Consider the following 16,838-nt stretch of genomic DNA (forward strand, 5'->3'; position numbering starts at 1 on the left):
ATGACTGGAATTACGGTATCGTTTGGTTATGGCGGATTATCGAATCAACAGACGCTAAACTTGGCTTCGTTATCCCAGATAAAAGATAATCTTCAGGAACAAGCTTCTACGGGCGTAAAATCCAGCAACTACGCCCAGCTTGGGGAAACACGTGCTCAGGCGCTAGCGCTCCAGCCTGCAATCACTCAGGTTTCGTCTTGGAACTCCAACGTGACCATGGCACAAAACAGATTAACAGTCACGCAGAGTACAGTCAGCCAAATTGCGACAATCGCAGATAATCTGAATGAAACTCTTTCAACTCTTGTCGGGAATTTTTCCCCAACGGCAGTAAGTTCTGCCTCCGAACAGGCTAAATCATATTTATCGTCTTTGGGTAATTTGTTGAACACGCAGGAGGGAGGAAGTTATATTTTTGCAGGGTTGCAGTCTTCCACTGCTCCCGTAAGCACCAGCTTAAGCAGTTCCAGCCTCGCATCTTCTATACAGGAGACTGTGAAAAACATGGAAAATGGTAGTGCGTCAGATGTTCTGTCAGAGACGCTTTCTCTTGCAAAAGACACCAGCCAGAATCAGCCATTTTCCGCTGCACTTTCGACTGACCCGGTTACTGCTGCACAGCAGAAATTAAAAATCACCGTTGGGACTAATCAAACAGTTTCTGCAGGCATCGTTGCGACAGAGGGGAGTACATCGTCAGAAACGTCAACGGGCTCTCCGATCCGAGATCTCATGCGAAACCTGATGGTTGTTGCCTCTCTGAGTTCTGATGACGCAGGGACCACAGATTACACACAGCTGGTTCAAGGATTACAGACGGCGAATACCGGTGTAACAGAAGGGCTATCCGATATCAGTGGTTCACTTGGAATACAGCAGAACAGCTTGACCAGTCAGAGTACGATGCTGGCACAGATGAAAGCCGCTCTTACGACCCAGCTTGGAACGGCGAAGGATGCGGATCTGGCACAGGTTTCCGTCCAATTGAATGATACCAGCAATCAGCTCCAGGCATCATATTCCATTATCGCAAATATGAAGGGTATGACGCTTGCAAGTTATCTCTGACGTCTGTTGAAAAATTGACCCTGACGTCGCATATCTTCGTTACTTTCCTAAGAGGAGATTGATGACGATGAGTGCAACGCAAGGCCAGCCGGAACAGCATGAATTCAGTGCAGAGGTGGGGCGTCTGCTCGATCTTGTCGTGCATGCGCTTTATTCGGATCGAGAGATTTTTCTGCGTGAACTTGTTGCGAACGCAGCCGACGCAACAGATAAGCGCCGCTTTGAAGGGCTGACGAACTCTGCTCTTGCTCTTCCCGAAAATGCGTCAATTCGTATTGCCCCGGAAAAAGACAAGAAAGAGTTGGTCATTTCCGACGACGGGGTGGGAATGACGCATGATGAGCTGGCTCAAAATCTAGGTACGATCGCCCGTTCAGGCACACGCGCTTTTGGTGAAAAACTGAATGCCGCCAAAGCTGAAGATCGCCCAAGTCTGATTGGTCAGTTTGGTGTTGGGTTTTACGCGGCATTCATGGTTGCCGACAGGGTGGATGTGACGTCCCGCAAGGCTGGGGCAGACGAGGCTTGGACTTGGTCTTCAGACGGGAAGGGTGCTTTTACCCTGACGCCTTCCACTCGCTCTACGCCTGGTACTGACATTGTTCTGCACATGAAAAGTGATGCGGAAGACTTCCTGGACAGCTGGCGTCTCCGGTCAATTATCCGCAAGTGGGCTGACCATATTTCCTGGCCAATCACTTTGCGTGAGGTCAATGAGGATGGAACAGTCGAAGAGAAAGCTGCCAACGAAGGAACAGCTTTATGGCGCAAGCCTAAGGCCGACATTACCCCTGAACAGTACACGGAATTCTACAGGCACATTGCGCGTGCTTTTGATGAACCTTATGCAACAATGCATTGGCATGCAGAAGGTACGACAGAATTCACAGCCCTTCTGTTTCTTCCCAGCGCTCGACCATTTGATTTCATGGAGCAGTCTCGGGAAAGCAAGATCCACCTTCATGTTCGACGCATGTTCATCACAGATGAGGCAGATTTGCTTCCCAACTGGATGCGCTTTGTTCAGGGTGTAGTGGATACAGAAGATCTGCCGCTTAATGTGTCTCGTGAGATGTTACAGGCGACACCAGTTCTTGCTCGTATCCGCAAGGCCGTGACGAAACGCGTTCTGACGGAGATTAAAACCCGAGCCAAGGACGCAGATGCTGGATTTAATGCATTCTGGGAAAACTTTGGGGCGGTTCTCAAGGAGGGATTGTGGGAAGATAGCGAGCACCGTCAGGAAATTGCCAGTTTCGCACGTTTCCATACAACCCATGGTGACGATCTAACGACGCTTGATGACTATATCTCGCGTATGAAGGACGGACAGGACGTTATCTACTTCCTCACAGGTGACAACCTTGACGCTCTGAAGGCATCTGCACAGCTGGAAGGCTTCCATGCCCGGGGTTTGGAGGTTCTTCTTCTCTCTGATCCAGTAGATGCTTTCTGGCCAGAGCGGCTTCATTCATACAACGACAAAACTTTGCGGTCAGTCGTCTACTCTCATGGAGATCTTGAGAAGTTCTCGACAGACAATGAGGAAACAGTCGAGGCAGCTAACGTAGACACCTTGGTTCCTGCGTTGAAAGAGGCTTTGGGCGATGCAGTGAAAGATGTCCGGAGTACGGTTCGCCTGACGAATAGTGCGGTCGTGATTACGTCTGAGGGAGGCCCGGACTTGGCCATGCAGCGGCTGATGCGCCGATCAGGACAGGCTCTTCCGGAAACGCTCCCAATTCTGGAAATTAACCCTCGCCATCCGCTGATTAAAGCCTTGGCTCAGCGCGTTGAAAAGAAGGAAAACATTCAAGATCTTGCACGCGTGCTGTTGGATCTCGCGCGTGTTCAGGAAGGCGAGCCTCTACCAGATCCGACTGGGTTTGCTCGGTTGCTTGCAGGTTTGCTTGCCGGGGCTGCTACTGCCTAATAAATCGCTTTTCGGCGACTTAAGAAGAATAGGAAAAAGCGGAAGATTATTCTTCCGCTTTTTTTGATCTTGAGGTAACGAACGAAACTCTAGCCAGTCAATTTTCGTTGACGCAGCTCTCTGGGCGAAAGGCCGAATTTTTGACGGAAGCGCCTTGAAAAATGAGCCGCATTTCTAAAGCCATGTTTTGCAGCGATTTCTGCAATGGCCATAGATGTGTATTCAGCCGATTGAAGGTCCTTATAAATTCTCTCCAGCCTCTTGTTTAAAATCCAACCTGAGACAGCACCAGGTTCTCCATCAAAAAGCAAATAAAGCGCTCTGGATGAAATGCCGTAGGCATTGGCAATGCTTTTTGGTGTTAAATCAGGTTCTTGTAATCGGCTTTCAATATAAGATCGAATATGTTTTTGACGGTGTTTGCGTCGACCAGCAACGCTTAACTCCAGATCGAGAGAATCCAGAAGTGTTGTGATCAGAAGGTCTGTCAGGTGTTTGAACAAGCGCGTCTGCGTTTGAGAGGGGCTGGCTTCCAAGGCACCATCGAGAATTAATTCACAGCAGGTGAGAAGAAAGCGACCCGGGCCTGACTGGGTCTTGAAATGAACCACAGGAAGGCCGGATAGGACAGGAAGGTGATTGAGCAGACCGCCCTTTGTCACAGATATAAGAATGCTGTCATTAGTCAGAAGAATTTCGTGACCTAGAGCAGGCTTTTCAGATTGATGGGTTCTGATGAGCTGTTCACGGTCAATATACAGGTTTCCACCAGTATGTCGTGAGATTGTGAAGAGAGCTCTGTCTTCATTGAAATAGGGGAGAAGGCTCTCAATCGTTTCATGAGAGGCACCTTGTCGTCTTTGAACGACGGGCTGCAGCCCTTGGGACGGAGTAGCAAGCGTCGCAAGCGGAATAATGCGAGCGGGCAGCTCTGGCGAAGGCCCTTTTTGGGTCATGGCAGAAACTCTATGGAGCCTCCAGAAGAAAACAGGAATGGTCTGCTATAACGAAATTACTCAGGCATAGGAATGAAAATATAGAATTTCGTTATGTGTCTGAGGAATGTCTCTAAAACATAAAAATTAAAATATCCTTTAAATTTTATATTTCAAAGACGAGTAATATGACCAAAATTCTTTGCAATATCTGCAATATGCGCATGGTGTGTGAAAAATAATATCTGAGTTCGTTTTGATATTGAAGAAAGAAGTTTAAGTCCCGAAAGAGATCTTTCTTCATCGAATGTTATAAAAAGATCATCTGCGATAAAGGGAAGTTGGATTCCACGGTCGAGAGATTGTTCTACCGAGGCAAGTCGTAATGCCAGATAAAGTTGATCTCTCGTCCCTTCACTCATGGAGTGTACGGGAACAAGAGAGGACTTATCTGGAAGAAGGCCGGACAAGGTCAGATTGTCCGTTCCTGTGTCCTCTAAAGCAATTCCTGCATATCGATGTCGTGTGAGGTGCGAAAACATGCTTCCTGCTTTCTCCAGCAAAGGACCATGAGTTTCCTGGCGCTGTTTTTCCACGAGACGACGTAACATCAGGCTTTGAAGGCGAAGCGAAACATATCGCGCTGCACGATCATTCAGCTCTGCCTCGACTTCCTGTATCCGCTCGGCAGTTTCGTGCGCGCCGCCTTTATTTTCCAGAGATGTCAAAATTTGCCGAGCATCCCAGAGCCTCTTTTCAATTTCCGAGTGTTTTTGCTTTAGCATAAGACTCTGCTGCTCAAGTTCGTCAGATTCCCTTTCAAGGGTCTCAGGATCAGACTTCTTTGCTTCTAACAGAAGGGCCTCAAGAGCCCGGCCGTTACCCGCGGAAAGAATAATAGTGTTCAGCTCATCACGGCGTTGAAGCAGAGTGGCGCGATGCCTAAGTTCCGCAGCGACATTATGGAGACCGTCACTGTATGAAATGCCAAGCTTCATTAATATGGGAGATAGGCTTTGCCGCAATGAGGCGAGCCTTATAGATGTGGCTTCGAGAGTTTCCTGGAGTGTTGCTCTTTGGGTTATGAATTCTTGACGTTTGTGTTCAGCCTCTTCGGACTGTTGAAGTGAGATACATAAATTTTCCAACGAGGTCTTGTTATGCTTTTCAAGCATGGAATTGAGAGAATTTTTAAATTCCAGAATATCCGCGTAATTTTTATGGTGTTCTTTCTTTTCGTTTTCCAAACGGATTTGAATTGATCGCGCTTCTTGCACATCAACAAGATCAACATGCCGGGCTCCAGCAGGATAATGGCAAGAGGCACAAGCTGTTTCCCATAAAACCTGCCATGCGGCCAAATTATGTTTGAGCGTTTCGAGTTGACGCTCTTCAGCTGCGATAGCAGTTTGCAGTCTTTCTTGGGCCTGTTTTTTATCCAGTGCACTCCTTAAATGAGCCTCATATTCATCCAGAATATTTTGAGCATGATGGAGGCAGAGAACAAAATTATCCGTCTGAGCCTCCTGTAGATAAGGTAACAACTGTTCTAATGCAGAACGTTTTTGTTGCTGTTTTTTCTGAAAAAATTCTGCAATTTGTTCCTGATGCTTTGATTTGGAAAGAGCATCAATTCTAGCGTCACACCAGCTCAGAAACTCTTTAGGTGGAAGTGCGGGCAGCCCAAGATATTTTAATGTTTCAAACCAAGTATTTTGACGAGAAGTTTGTTGTGATTTAATAAAGAGGATGTGTTTCTCAACCTGAGCAGCTTCAATTTTAATGCTGCTAATATGATGGCTAAGATCGTTCAGTCGAGCCGATTGCTCAGCATGGGCATGGCGCTGATCCGCAAGAATATCTGTGTTTTTTAGCAGAATGAAAAATGCGTTTAAAACAGATGGATCCGGATATTTCTCTGCTTGTAAAATACCCTGAATGTTGCACCAGGTCGTATCGCGGAGATCTCGTGCATTTGAAAGAGCTTCAATGGAAACAGCATTTCCAGATTTTTCCAAAAGATCATGATCAAAGTTTTTCTTCGAAAGCGATTCTTGGAGTTTGAGGAGAAGGCTATTTTCCTGAAGAGACTTCTCCTCAAAATCACGCCACTTAAGATATTCTTCGTCAATTATCTCTTTTTCCAGAACAGGAAGACCATCCAGTGCAGCCCAACGATTTTCAGCACTTGCTGACCAAGGAAGCAGACGATCAAATGCTACATTAGTGTCGTGAATGGCTGTTTTCAAATCCGTCTTTAATTTTTCAATTTCATCATCAATTCCACTTAGGCTTCTCGCATAGTTCAAATTGGTTTTTAATTGCTCGAAATCGGCTGTAGAGACGGTTTTCTGCTTGTCAGAAGAAAAACTAGAAGATCGTATTAAATCAAACTCTTGGCGTAATTTTTTCAAACGATCTTTTATTTCATGCTCAAGGGTCAGATAATTTTCTCGCTCTTGAAGTTTTTTATTTAAGGTGTCCAGTTCGCCTGCGTCAGGAAGGCGATTGGGCGTTGCGCGATGTCGTACCCAAAACTGCTCCATCCAGATCTCATCATTGCGAATTCGATCTAACCTTAAATTTGTATCGATATCGATTTTATTGATAAAATCATTTTTGTTAGTTAATGATATTATCTGGTTTGCATCATCTAAAATTTTGCCTCTAGGTGCGGACTCATTTATACGTTCTGATATCGACTCCAATTTTAATTTTGTTGCAGATTCGATAGTTGTTTCTGTTTTTATTTCTGAAAGAATAACTTCAAAATTGTCGCATTCAGAGAAAGAAAATTCAGGAAGTCCTGATTGCGAAAGTTGTAATTGCAGATCCATAAGCTGAAGATAGGGAATGCTGATGTTTCTGGCCCGAGAGTTTCCTCTCTGCCGCACGACAAGGCGTTGTTGTTCAGCATTACATTCAGAAAGGGCTTTCTCTTCTTTTTCCTGCGTTTCGCGGGCGACAGTTAAATCGTGAGGGAGGACTGCGGTATTTCTTAGGGTTTTATTCAGCTCTGAAAGGTCACGCTTTGCCTTCAGAATGGCAGATGTACTGCTTCCCTTTCGCCATTGAGAATTCATTTCTTTTTCGAGTGAAGTTATCAGGCCGCCCAAACCGCCGACGCCCAGACCTGCAGAAAGAATTTGCAGGCCTGCATCGTCCTTAAGGCGGCGCATTTCCTCACCGCCTTCACGAAGGCGACGATGGTCAAGAGCCCATCCGGTTTCGAAGCTTTTAGCGTCCAGGTCTCCCATCCATTGTCTCAGCAACTCGTCACTTTTGGGGGTGGCGTCATCGGAGGCGTAGAAGGTCTGTGTGCGGGCTCTACGTCGTATGCCTTCCAGTACCGCTTCATTGTGACTTACCTGCCCGCCAACTCGCAGAAGGGGTGCTGCACTTAACCAGTCAGCACTGATGTGATGCGGGAACTGAAAGAGAAAATCCCTGATAGCCGCAAGCATCGTGGATTTCCCGGCTTCATTGTGTCCATGAATGACGTGAAAATCCCCTTCCGATTTTGGGAAGGTAATACTGCGGTCTTGAAAGCCGCCATATCTGAACAGATCAAGACGATCAAACCGCATCAGCTTGCGCTCCCCATCAGTCGTGCGCGTAAGGCAGAGCTTGCTTCTTCCAGCGGCCAACTATTTTCATCAGCCATCAAAGCACTTCTCTCGACACATCCAGGAAGCGCGGAGAAGAACATCTCAAAGTCATCAGAAAGCGTTGCTATAAATTCGGGATCGCTCATGAGCTCCGACAAAGCCGCATCTAGGTCATGGAGTGTATTTGTAGAGGGCGGAGAGGTTGTCTTGTTCCGGAGCTTCTCCAAGGCGATTTGGTTCTGACCGGTATCCAGAGAGACAGCAACGCTCCTTAAATCGTCTTGCCAGCAGGTGGATGCACAGAGGCTGTCATGCAGAGTGGTTGTTCCCGTTAGCGTCACACGTGCGATAACGGTGCGTCCCTCGGCCTGAGCCAGAGCTTGCTCCATACGAAGCCTCGCGGCATGCATGAGGTCATCCAGATCATGCATATCAGCTATATCTATGACGATATGGCTCCAGCGTATGACGTCACAGGCAACTGGTGTGACAGACTGGACAATATTGTTTTCGACGCTGACGAGCATTGCGCCACAAGTGCCTGTCTCCCGGATGTGTCGCCCTTGAAGTACTCCAGGAAAAACAATCCATGGATGATGACAAACAATCTGTTGGGCGTGAACATGCCCTAGAGCCCAATAGTCATAGTGCTTTGACGCAAGCGTTTCGACGGAGCAGGGCGCATAGGTTTCATGTTCGCCGTAGCCTGAAAGAGAGGTATGGAGAACACCAATATTGAACCATCCGGAAACAGGCTCAGGGTATGTAGGCGTCATGTCTTTTCGAACATGTCTGTCACGAAAGCTCTGACCATGCAGGGCGACCTGGATGTCTTGCAGTCGTATGGTTTCAGGAGCATCGTAACTGAAGTGATCAATGCCAGCCGGACGAGGAAGCTCACGTGCGATGACGGACTGAGCGTCATGATTGCCCGAAAGAGTAATGACTCGAATTCCAGCATGTACGAGGCGACTAAGAGATTTCATCATGTAGAGGCCGGTACTGGCGTCCTGCCAGCTCCCATCATACAAATCGCCTGCGAGGATTAGAAAATTGACCTTTTCCTCAATGGCAATATCGATGAGACGATCCAGAGCTCGTCGGGTTGCATTCCGGATTTCTTCCAGTGGAAGACCCTCATAACGGCTTAGTCCTTTAAGGGGGCTATCGAGATGAATGTCGGCGGCGTGAAGGAAGCGGAAGCTGGACATAGCGACACTCTAACGCGAGAGCAGAAACGAGCGAAGAGTGTTTTGGAAGATGGCCTTGACGAAGCAAGACAACCCACCCTATGCCGGATCAATGGATAGTTGGACAGCCTACGGTACTGCACCTCGTGAAGTGATTGCTGGAGGAGGACAACGGCCTACTCCCAAGCATCAGTTTTCTCTTGTGACCACGGTACGGTGGGAAACACCCTATATTTTAGAGTGGCTTACTTATCATTTTTCGATAGGGTTCGAGCACGTCTACATATATTGCAATGATGACGACCCAAGCGAACTTTATGATGAAGTTCTTCCTTTAACTGTTGGCCCCAATCCTAAAGTGACATTTGTTCACTATGGGGTTGTCGGTGCCCAGTTTCAGATGTTTTTTCATTATTTACGCCACTACTCGACTGAGACAGAGTGGCATATGTTTCTAGATGTCGATGAGTTTTTGTGTCTGAGAGATTGCGACAACATCGAAAAATTTCTTGGAAAATTCCCGCAGAATGATGCTCTTTATTTCAACTGGTCTTTTTTTGGCAATAATGGGCATAAAATTCGACCTAAAGGTTCCGTCCTGACCAATTATACGCGCCGCGAGAACGGAGCGACGCCATTTACGAAAATCCTCGTAAGGTCAGCGGCTGTTCCTTATCAGGTTATCTTTGAAAACCCGCATGAAGCAATTCACCATAATCTTCTCACGGTAGCACCGGATCTCAGGGCCACGAATGTTTTGGGAGAGACGATGCTTGGTTACTATGAAAATTTTCCTGAAAACGCGTGGGCGTATCTTAAAAAAAACGAGCGAAATCACAGTATAATGGATATCGCTTTTATTGCTCATTATAATATAAAATCCGAGCAGGACTTTGAAATCCGTGCAAAGCGGAGCGTTGTCGGGAATTTTAGTGGTCAAAACACCTGGAAGTTAATGACGCAGTCAGAGCGCGAAAGCTTTTTTTCGATGACAAATGCTGTTCACGACACTTATCTGGCCGATTACTGGAAAAAATTATCTGATGCGCGTGTAACCTGCGTTTTTCCGATTTCAATGTGGCCGCTTTTGTCAGAGGGATGCACCGCTACGCAGTCTTCAGCACTTTTGGACATCTCTCCAGAAGATGACGCAGAAGGCCCACTCTCAGGACAAATCGGTAATTTCCCTGCGCACCATACTGCTGAAGAAAAAGACCCGTGGTGGCAGGTCGATCTTCAGGAAGAAGTAAGCGTTCATGAAGTGCGGTTGTTTAATCGACTTGATACTGCATTAGAGCGTGCAAACAATCTGGCAATCTCTGTTTCAGTTGATGGAAAGGCTTGGGCCGAAGTCCATCGTAAGGAAGACGGACAGATTTTCGGTGGTGCCGACGGGAGCCCCTATATTTGGCTGACCCCAGAAGGTATCCGAGCGAGATTTGTAAGGATTACAATCCTAGGTGAAAGAACATACCTGCATTTCAGTCAGATTCAGGTTTACGGCCTGCCTGACTGAAGAGGGCGACTATGTTTTTAGTGATTGGCGAGATACTGCGTCACGATAACTGGCAAATTCTGCTGTAGCTTGTCAGTCGAAGCTGTTTCCTCATTGCGAAGCCGCTCCAGAAGAGACAGGTCGCTGCTGAAACCCAAGCGGTCTGCAAGGATCGCCAGCATATTCAAAGATGCGATCTGATGAGCGCGGTAACTGACGTCGGTGAGTACGTTTTTGAGGAGATTACTTTCCTCTCCAGTGCTCAACAAACTGGAAACAGTGCTGAGAATAGAAGAGACGGTCTCATGCGCTGCGGGCGTTTGCCGGCCATGTCGGCTCAGAAGGGCCGTGATGTCGCTGACATGTTTTCGACGCAGGATAAGGTCCTGTTCCATCTGGGCGCTCACACTTCCATAGCGCTCGCAGAATGGAAGCTCTGAAAGAACGGTCTCGATGGCTTTGGTCTCGATTGCCAGATGGTCCTGCAACCGCTCCAGATAAATATCCAGTGCTGTTGTTTCTGCGGACTTTGTTCTGCCAGCCATGGGTTTCCTCTAGCGTCAAGACGACGGGGTCTTGGCTTATATCTGTGCATGACGTGTGAACTGTCAACGTCATGATGAAAATTCGGCGTAGGGTACAAAAAAAGTCCTCATATCAGAGACTGGTATGAGGACTGTACGAAGCGATATCTGGTCGGAAGATCAGAAACCGGCGCTGACGCTCGCAATAGCAGAGAACGGAGCTGCGATGGCGTAGGTCGGAGTAGATCCACTGATTTTCTTACCGAAAATACCGGTCTGCTGAGTCGCGTTGGTCTGAATGCCCTTCACGAAGCCCAGATAAGCGTGGTCCGACAGATTGGAGAAGTTGATCCGAACGTTTGGAGCCTGAAGAAAACCAAGGTTCTGGAAGCGGTAACCAATGTTGGCGTTCATAAGAACATAGCCAGGAATGGACTGGTCATTCATGAACGTGGAATATTGGCGGGAAACATATTTCAGGTTGTAGCCACCGAACAGATGACCATCGTCGTAGTCGAGGTTAAAGCCAACCTGGAACTTCGGCGTTTCAGGGGCAAATTTACCCTTGGTGTGTAGATAATCAATTCCGGTGCCGCTGCCTGCCTGGAGATTGCTACCAAGACGGGCATCAACGTATTCAAACGAGACGTATGGGCGGAAATAACGGAAGACGGGACGAGTTCCGATTTCAGCATCTACGCCGTTTGTCGTCTGACCGCCCGCATTGATGTTAGTTGTGTAATAATTGTTACAAGCAGCGTCCATGCACTGGCTGGTGGACATCAGGCGGTTCGTGAAGTCGTAGTGGAAATAAGTGATCGAACCCATGATGGTCTTACCGGTATAACGGTAACCAACTTCTTCAGAAATGGAGATTTCCGGGTTCTGATTTGTGTTGGCATGCGTCGCGTAACCGGAACCCGTGTAATAAGCACCCGCATCGTACAGGGAGTAGTTGGTCGGCATGCGGAAGTTCGTGGCGCCGGAAACGAAGATCTGGTTTTCCGGGTTGATCTGATAGCGGATCGCTACAGTTGGCAACGGCTCAGCATAGGTCTTGCTGGTGTTTCGGCCAGTGGAGGTGTCCGGCAGCATATTGGTGCCGCTACGCAGAACAATGGCGTATTTGAATCCAGCATCAATTGTTAGCTTGTTGTTCAGCAACGACAATGTGTCACCAATAAACATGGTGTGCACGCGTGTCTGCGTGAGGGTATTGCGGTACATGTAAGTCTGCCCGTTACCCAGAACGACGTTTGCTGAACTACCCCAGATATCCCACGGATTTCCATCGGCACCGACGCCAGTGTAGGGGCCTTGCTGAGCCTGCTTGGCGTATTCAAACCAGTAACCAACCATCAGGCGGTTTTGGCCGGTGGTCAGTGTCAGCTTCGTAACTGCACCCGGACGATAGGTTTTCGTAATGGACGGATTGTAAAGAACGCGCTTGCTGGTCACGCCGTTCAGGCTACCTGTTGTAGCCTGCGATCCGTAAGACAGTTTGTTCATGTCTGTCAGATATGCGCTACCACCGCTACCATCACCGTACCAGAAATACGGGGTTTCCGTCAGAACAAGGTTGTCTGCCAGTTTGAAGGTAGATGGGGCACTGGCATAAATGTTGGTGAACGGGTTCTGGTGCAGCTTGTAATATGATGTGCCGCTGTCAGAAGCATTAGGATTGTAAGTGGAATTCCACACCGTATTGGAGATGCTCTGGCCGGCTGCATTCTTGCCAGGGGCGACGTAACGGTCCTTGACCCCGCGGCCGTAGGCATCCCAAGATGCTTTGCTCACGCTAGGCGTCAGATAGTTGTACAGACGGTTGCCAACGATTGCGAGAGAGACGCGGTTACCGTCGCCCCAGTCATTCACAATCTTGGTTTCTGCGTGCAGCTTGCGGTTTGTTGCGTCGCTGTTGTTGACGCCTTCCGTGGCATAAGAACCGGAGAAGTAGGCACGCAGATTGGTGTTACCAATCTTGCCCGTGTCGAGACGCAGGAAGCCACGGGTATAATCGTAGGAACCATAGCTGACGCCCAGACGGCCGCCTGCTTTCATCTGAGGATCGATCATGTACATGTCGACCACACCGCCCGTCGAACTGATATGCGGGCTGTCGAGATCTGCCGAGCCCTGTGCGACGCGAACCGTACGCAGGTTTTCGGAGTCCACGATTTCCTGAGAATAGACTGCGAAGTTTCCGATATCGTTGATCGGGAAGCCTTCAAGTGTGAAACCGATCTGTGACTGGTCCAGACCACGCATGCTCATGGAGCTGCCTGTCAGACCTGCCGGATCAGTCGAAGAGACGTTCGCACCCGGCAGCAGGGCAATCAGCTGCATCGGGTCAGCACCCGGAACCTGCTTCTCGATGAAGTCACGCGAGACGGCCGACACAGACTTTGCGCTGTCCTGCTTCTCCATCAGGCCGCCGCCAACGGCACGACGTGTTACGCCGTCGAAAGAATGCCGACCGCTGACGGAGACATGCTCTTCATGCACATCTGTCGGAGCCGTATTACCCATCATGGATGGGGCGGCTATTTCCGTCTTCGGATGAGCCTTTTGATTTGGATGTTTCGTATCTGAAACAGGCGCTGCAAATGCTGGCAGTGTGCCAAATGCGATCAGCGCTGAGGTCGAGAGGAGGCGTGTAAGGCGCATCGTCTGTGGGGTCTTTCTCGGCCAGGTGGGTTTGGTTCGGCCGAGAAAGACCATGGTTTGCAGTGATCTTCAATCAGATCATGTAAGTCACACTATGACATTTAGGGTGTATGGTAATTTCGCAACAACACAGTCTTTCCGGGGCTATTTATAGAGCGATAGCTGTATGCTTTGTGACAGTTTAGAGAAAAGGGTCCTATTTTTCCCTTTGTCTATTCTTGGCGTTACGGGCGCAGCGCTTCATCCTGCTGGTAGAGCTTGCGGATTCTGCGAGCTTGTAGTGCCGTAACTTCGATTGCGTGCGGGTTCTGATTCAGGTGTGGGATGACGTGGCCCCGCATGGCTGGAACGAGTTCGGGCAGTTGCGCAATTTGTTCCATAGGAAACAGGTTATCCACCTCAAGCTGTCCGTCCTTTCCGCAAATGTACCAGGCCTGCGGGCGGAAGACGTGGTCTACGTCATATGGAGATGACTGGCTTTCCACGTGTGTGATGGCATCGTCCAGCGTGTGGAATGAGCGGTAAAGTGCATTTACAGAAGGGTGGATCTTGACTGTCGAAGTGCCGCCTTTTCTTGCGAACGCCCAAGCAGAAACAAATCGCTCTACCGGATCACGCCAAATGGCAAAGCTCGGCAGTTCCTTGGACAGCTCTGGTGTGACGTGGCGATAGTATCGGAACGTCTGATGCATCATGGAACAGCCGTAAAGCTGGTTACAGATGGAGGGATCGAAGAACCGTTGGTTGATGCGCCTGGCTCGTGATTTCAGGCTTTTGGCGATTTGATTGACGGTTTTTGGGGGAGCTTTTGATCTGCGTTTTGAGCAGATCGGGGACTGCTCTCCCGCTGGATGACTATGCGCTCGCGTTCAATCTTTCGAGGAAGAGGAAGCGGCGCATGTTGTAGACGATATTGGCCAGCCCGATCCTCATGGTGGCCCGGGTGATACCGACAGTTCGGATGAACAATCCCGTCTGTGATTTCTGGTCGGCAAAGACGTGCTCGACGCGCGATCGGATCACGGACTTTCCAGCATTCGATTTCTGGATATGTCGGGGCATAGGCTTGAGATGCGGCTTTTTTCTGTGAACCTTTGAGACAAAACCCTCTTTGTCCATGAAGTCCTCATTCGCTTTCGAGCGATAAGCTGTATCAGCCCAAACGCTTGAGGCCGTATTGGTTTTATCTAACAGCCCCTCTCTCAATCGCGCACCATCACTGGCGGCGGCATCCGTCGTCTTCCATTTTCGGATGAACCGAAACTTCCGGTCGATGGAGACGTGGGATTTGTAGCCAAAGAACGGGATGGCGAGATCGCTCGACGGTATGGTTCCATCGTCCTGCCGCTTCGCCTTCGTGAACTTAAGTGTCCATCGTGCATGACGATCCTTATGCGACATCTTTGCGGGCTTGTCCTGCCAGTCTTCTGGAATACGTCCTGCCCGGAGATCCGCTTTCTCAGCCTTCGTATTGCGCTGCTTTGGAGCAGCCACCAGTGTTGCATCCAGGATCTGGCCGGACATCGGGAGATAACCGGCGTTCCGCAGGGTCGCGTCAAATCGGTCAAACAGCCTTTCAATGGCACCCGCCTGTGTCAAACGCTCACGAAACAGCCAGACCGTTTTGGCATCCGGCACGCGGTCCGACAGCCCCAATCCCAGAAAGCGCATGAACGACAGGCGGTCGTTGATCAGATACTCTGTCCGTTCATCAGACAAAGTGTTCAACGTCTGGATGACCAGAATTTTGAACATCAGCACCGGATCAAACGGCGGACGTCCGCCTTTACTTCCGTCTGAATAGGCCAGAGCCAGCTCCAGATCAGGGCGGAACACCTCAAAATCCACAGTCCGGGAAAAGGCCTCCAGCTGATCGCCAAGCCCGCTCAGCCGAGCAAGGCGCTCTTCAACATCAAAGAAACCAGGCTGCTTCATCTTCCACCATCCCCAATCAACGCCGAAGAAATGGAATCACACAGAACAGCTCAGAGCCAAGGGTTTTTCGAACCCTCCAGATTGATGTTCCGCCATTTTTGGGAACATGAATAAACAGTGCACCAGCACTTCGAATACATTCCAGACGTTTCAAGCGCTTTTTGCCCAAGGGCAGGTGCAGATGCAGCTCAGCAGCTCGTTCGTGAATGTCATTGAATTGCTGAACGCGGAAAAGTCGGCAGAGAAGGGATTGTGGAATGCCGTCTGGTACAGGCCTGAGTACCGACGATTCAGGAATTTTTTCCTGAACCAGGGTCGAGTATGACGGCATATTCTGTAGCTCCGGTTTTCAAACTGGGGCCACACTGGTCTACGAACCCAAGGGGGTCAAAGACCACCTCGTGACAAAAAGAAACCTCTTTAACAGCTTTGTCATGAAGCTCAGGAATGAGGCTTTGAATGTGTTTCCAAGCCTATGCGTTTTCCATAATGACGCGCCAGAAGCGTGCAGGTGAAAAGCTGGATCTGGTGATAGATCATGAGGGGTAGAACAATGATGCCTACCGAGGCAGAGGGGAAGATAACGCTCGCCATCGGAACGCCAGAGGCCAGCGATTTTTTTGAACCACAGAACTGAAGCGCGATGCTGTTTTCCGTGGACTGGTTCATGCCCTTGCCCATGAAATGCGAGGCTACCAGCACCAGCGCAAGCATGAAGCTGTCCAGCAGCGCCACCTCAAGCAAATGAAGCGGTGAAACGCGGTGCCAGATGCCTTCGACAACGGCTGAACTGAACGCGGTGTAGACGACCACGACGATGGAGCCACGATCTGTGAACGAAATCAGGAATTTGTGGCGTTTGACAATCGGGCCAATCCATTTCTGAAGGATCTGCCCGAGAATGAACGGAAGAAGCAGTTCCTTGGCAACGTCCAGAACGCTCTCAAGGGGTGAATGACCTGCACCAACGTGCCCAAGGACAATGCCTGTCAGAAGCGGGGTCAATGCAATGCCTGCAATATTCGACACAGTGGCTGCGCAGATGGCCGCAGGAACATTGCCGCGTGCAATCGAAGTCAGGGCAATCGAGGACTGAACGGTTGAAGGCAGGCAGCACAGGAAAAGAATGCCAGCCCACAGATCTTCTCCGAACAGCGCATTCGGGAACAAATTGCGGAAGAGCAGATGCAGCCCGATGCCAAGAAGCGGGAAGAGAGCAAATGTGCAGAGTAGAACCGTTCCCTGAAGGCGCCAGTCACGCACGCTTTCGATAATGGCATGGCGCTCAAGTTTGGCCCCCTGGAAGAAGAACATCAGGGTGATGAGAACCGTGACGACCTGCTGCAGGATATGTTGCATTTCCCCGCGGCAGGGCAGGACGGAGGCCAGGACGATCGCGCAGATCAGGGCCATCAGGAAAGGGTCTAAGCGCTTCATGACGCCCTTATGTGCGTATTCGCAACGGACATGCAATGTCCTTCCT

The 16,838-nt window shown here is 49.4% G+C and carries 11 protein-coding genes; 3 read left to right on the forward strand and 8 right to left on the reverse strand.

The features are described 5' to 3' along the window. Together M2305_RS06560 and htpG are read left to right on the forward strand one after the other, a co-directional pair. A complete protein-coding gene (locus M2305_RS06560) occupies positions 1-1,068 on the forward strand; it encodes a flagellin (RefSeq protein ID WP_264648905.1) in 1,068 nt (355 codons plus the stop codon). A 67-nt stretch (positions 1,069-1,135) separates the two neighbouring features. After that, positions 1,136-3,001, forward strand: a complete 1,866-nt coding sequence (gene htpG, locus M2305_RS06565) for a molecular chaperone HtpG (RefSeq protein ID WP_264648906.1) — start codon at positions 1,136-1,138, stop codon at positions 2,999-3,001. 89 nt (positions 3,002-3,090) lie between these two features. On the opposite strand, the gene M2305_RS06570 is transcribed toward htpG, so the two are convergent. The 3 genes from M2305_RS06570 to M2305_RS06580 form a co-directional block, all read right to left on the reverse strand. After that, a complete protein-coding gene (locus M2305_RS06570; RefSeq protein ID WP_264648907.1) occupies positions 3,091-3,957 on the reverse strand; it encodes a helix-turn-helix domain-containing protein in 867 nt (288 codons plus the stop codon). Between the two features lie 152 nt (positions 3,958-4,109). Beyond that, positions 4,110-7,523, reverse strand: a complete 3,414-nt coding sequence (locus M2305_RS06575) for an AAA family ATPase (protein ID WP_264648908.1) — start codon at positions 7,521-7,523, stop codon at positions 4,110-4,112. After that, positions 7,523-8,755 carry a metallophosphoesterase family protein gene (locus M2305_RS06580; RefSeq protein ID WP_264648909.1) on the reverse strand — a complete coding sequence of 411 codons (1,233 nt, stop codon included), beginning with the start codon at positions 8,753-8,755 and terminating at the stop codon, positions 7,523-7,525. The genes M2305_RS06575 and M2305_RS06580 overlap by 1 nt, the downstream gene beginning before the upstream one ends. A 55-nt stretch (positions 8,756-8,810) precedes the next feature. Between M2305_RS06580 and M2305_RS06585 the strand changes: the two genes are divergently transcribed. Continuing rightward, positions 8,811-10,250: a glycosyltransferase family 2 protein gene (locus M2305_RS06585; protein ID WP_264648910.1), complete on the forward strand. Its 1,440-nt coding sequence runs from the start codon at positions 8,811-8,813 to the stop codon at positions 10,248-10,250. A 17-nt stretch (positions 10,251-10,267) separates the two neighbouring features. On the opposite strand, the gene M2305_RS06590 is transcribed toward M2305_RS06585, so the two are convergent. The 5 genes from M2305_RS06590 to M2305_RS06610 form a co-directional block, all read right to left on the reverse strand. Next, positions 10,268-10,774: a DUF892 family protein gene (locus M2305_RS06590; protein WP_099211326.1), complete on the reverse strand. Its 507-nt coding sequence runs from the start codon at positions 10,772-10,774 to the stop codon at positions 10,268-10,270. A 159-nt stretch (positions 10,775-10,933) separates the two neighbouring features. Beyond that, positions 10,934-13,420, reverse strand: coding sequence for a TonB-dependent receptor (locus tag M2305_RS06595; RefSeq protein ID WP_064275197.1), 2,487 nt, complete (start codon positions 13,418-13,420; stop codon positions 10,934-10,936). A gap of 224 nt (positions 13,421-13,644) precedes the next feature. Continuing rightward, positions 13,645-14,115, reverse strand: coding sequence for a sulfotransferase family 2 domain-containing protein (locus M2305_RS06600; protein WP_264648911.1), 471 nt, complete (start codon positions 14,113-14,115; stop codon positions 13,645-13,647). A gap of 160 nt (positions 14,116-14,275) precedes the next feature. Further along, positions 14,276-15,355, reverse strand: coding sequence for an IS5 family transposase (locus M2305_RS06605; RefSeq protein WP_015075063.1), 1,080 nt, complete (start codon positions 15,353-15,355; stop codon positions 14,276-14,278). A 441-nt stretch (positions 15,356-15,796) separates the two neighbouring features. Then, on the reverse strand, positions 15,797-16,792 hold the full coding sequence (locus M2305_RS06610; protein WP_086633289.1) for a bile acid:sodium symporter family protein: 996 nt from the start codon (positions 16,790-16,792) through the stop codon (positions 15,797-15,799). Positions 16,793-16,838 lie beyond the last annotated feature (46 nt).

The organism is Gluconobacter cerinus (genome assembly GCF_025961355.1).
In the GTDB taxonomy this organism is placed as follows: domain Bacteria; phylum Pseudomonadota; class Alphaproteobacteria; order Acetobacterales; family Acetobacteraceae; genus Gluconobacter; species Gluconobacter cerinus.

Coding starts and splice junctions, on each gene's coding strand:
- M2305_RS06560 (WP_264648905.1), top strand. CDS start 1: ATGACTGGAATTACGGTATCGTTTGGTTATGGCGGATTATCGAATCAA.
- htpG (WP_264648906.1), top strand. CDS start 1,136: ATGAGTGCAACGCAAGGCCAGCCGGAACAGCATGAATTCAGTGCAGAG.
- M2305_RS06570 (WP_264648907.1), bottom strand. CDS start 3,957: ATGACCCAAAAAGGGCCTTCGCCAGAGCTGCCCGCTCGCATTATTCCG.
- M2305_RS06575 (WP_264648908.1), bottom strand. CDS start 7,523: ATGCGGTTTGATCGTCTTGATCTGTTCAGATATGGCGGCTTTCAAGAC.
- M2305_RS06580 (WP_264648909.1), bottom strand. CDS start 8,755: ATGTCCAGCTTCCGCTTCCTTCACGCCGCCGACATTCATCTCGATAGC.
- M2305_RS06590 (WP_099211326.1), bottom strand. CDS start 10,774: ATGGCTGGCAGAACAAAGTCCGCAGAAACAACAGCACTGGATATTTAT.
- M2305_RS06595 (WP_064275197.1), bottom strand. CDS start 13,420: ATGCGCCTTACACGCCTCCTCTCGACCTCAGCGCTGATCGCATTTGGC.
- M2305_RS06600 (WP_264648911.1), bottom strand. CDS start 14,115: ATGATGCATCAGACGTTCCGATACTATCGCCACGTCACACCAGAGCTG.
- M2305_RS06605 (WP_015075063.1), bottom strand. CDS start 15,355: ATGAAGCAGCCTGGTTTCTTTGATGTTGAAGAGCGCCTTGCTCGGCTG.
- M2305_RS06610 (WP_086633289.1), bottom strand. CDS start 16,792: ATGAAGCGCTTAGACCCTTTCCTGATGGCCCTGATCTGCGCGATCGTC.